We start from the raw sequence: 332 nt of genomic DNA on the forward strand, positions 1-332 counted from the left end.
CGCCTCGCCCAGCCGCACGAGTTCGGCCGGCTCGCCGATGTTCAGATCGTCGACGTAAAGCGCCTGAAAGATCGATTTCGCGAACTCTGCCGACAGGTCGCCGCCGCGATGATCCTGCACCCACAGCACGGCGCGCTCGGCGGCTTGCGTCGGGATCGGGAAATGCGTCGGTCGTTTGTACGGTATGCCGTGAAAGCGCGCGGTGCGCTCGACGTCGTGTCGCAAATACTCCGTCTTGATCGGGTGCTGCACCGGGGCACCCGAACCGTTCACCTTGTAGACGATGTCGAGCAGGATCGGATGCCACGCGACACTGCGTCCGTTTTTTGCCG

Annotated in this window: 1 protein-coding gene; it reads right to left on the bottom strand. The window is 63.6% G+C overall.

Translation table 11 applies throughout. The annotated features are described in order from the left end of the window. Positions 1-332, bottom strand: a 332-nt coding sequence (locus CDV44_RS27405) for a DsbA family protein (protein WP_170936140.1), incomplete at both ends; no start/stop codon positions are given.

It is taken from the genome of Pandoraea sp. PE-S2R-1 (assembly GCF_002179865.1).
Classification (GTDB): domain Bacteria; phylum Pseudomonadota; class Gammaproteobacteria; order Burkholderiales; family Burkholderiaceae; genus Pandoraea.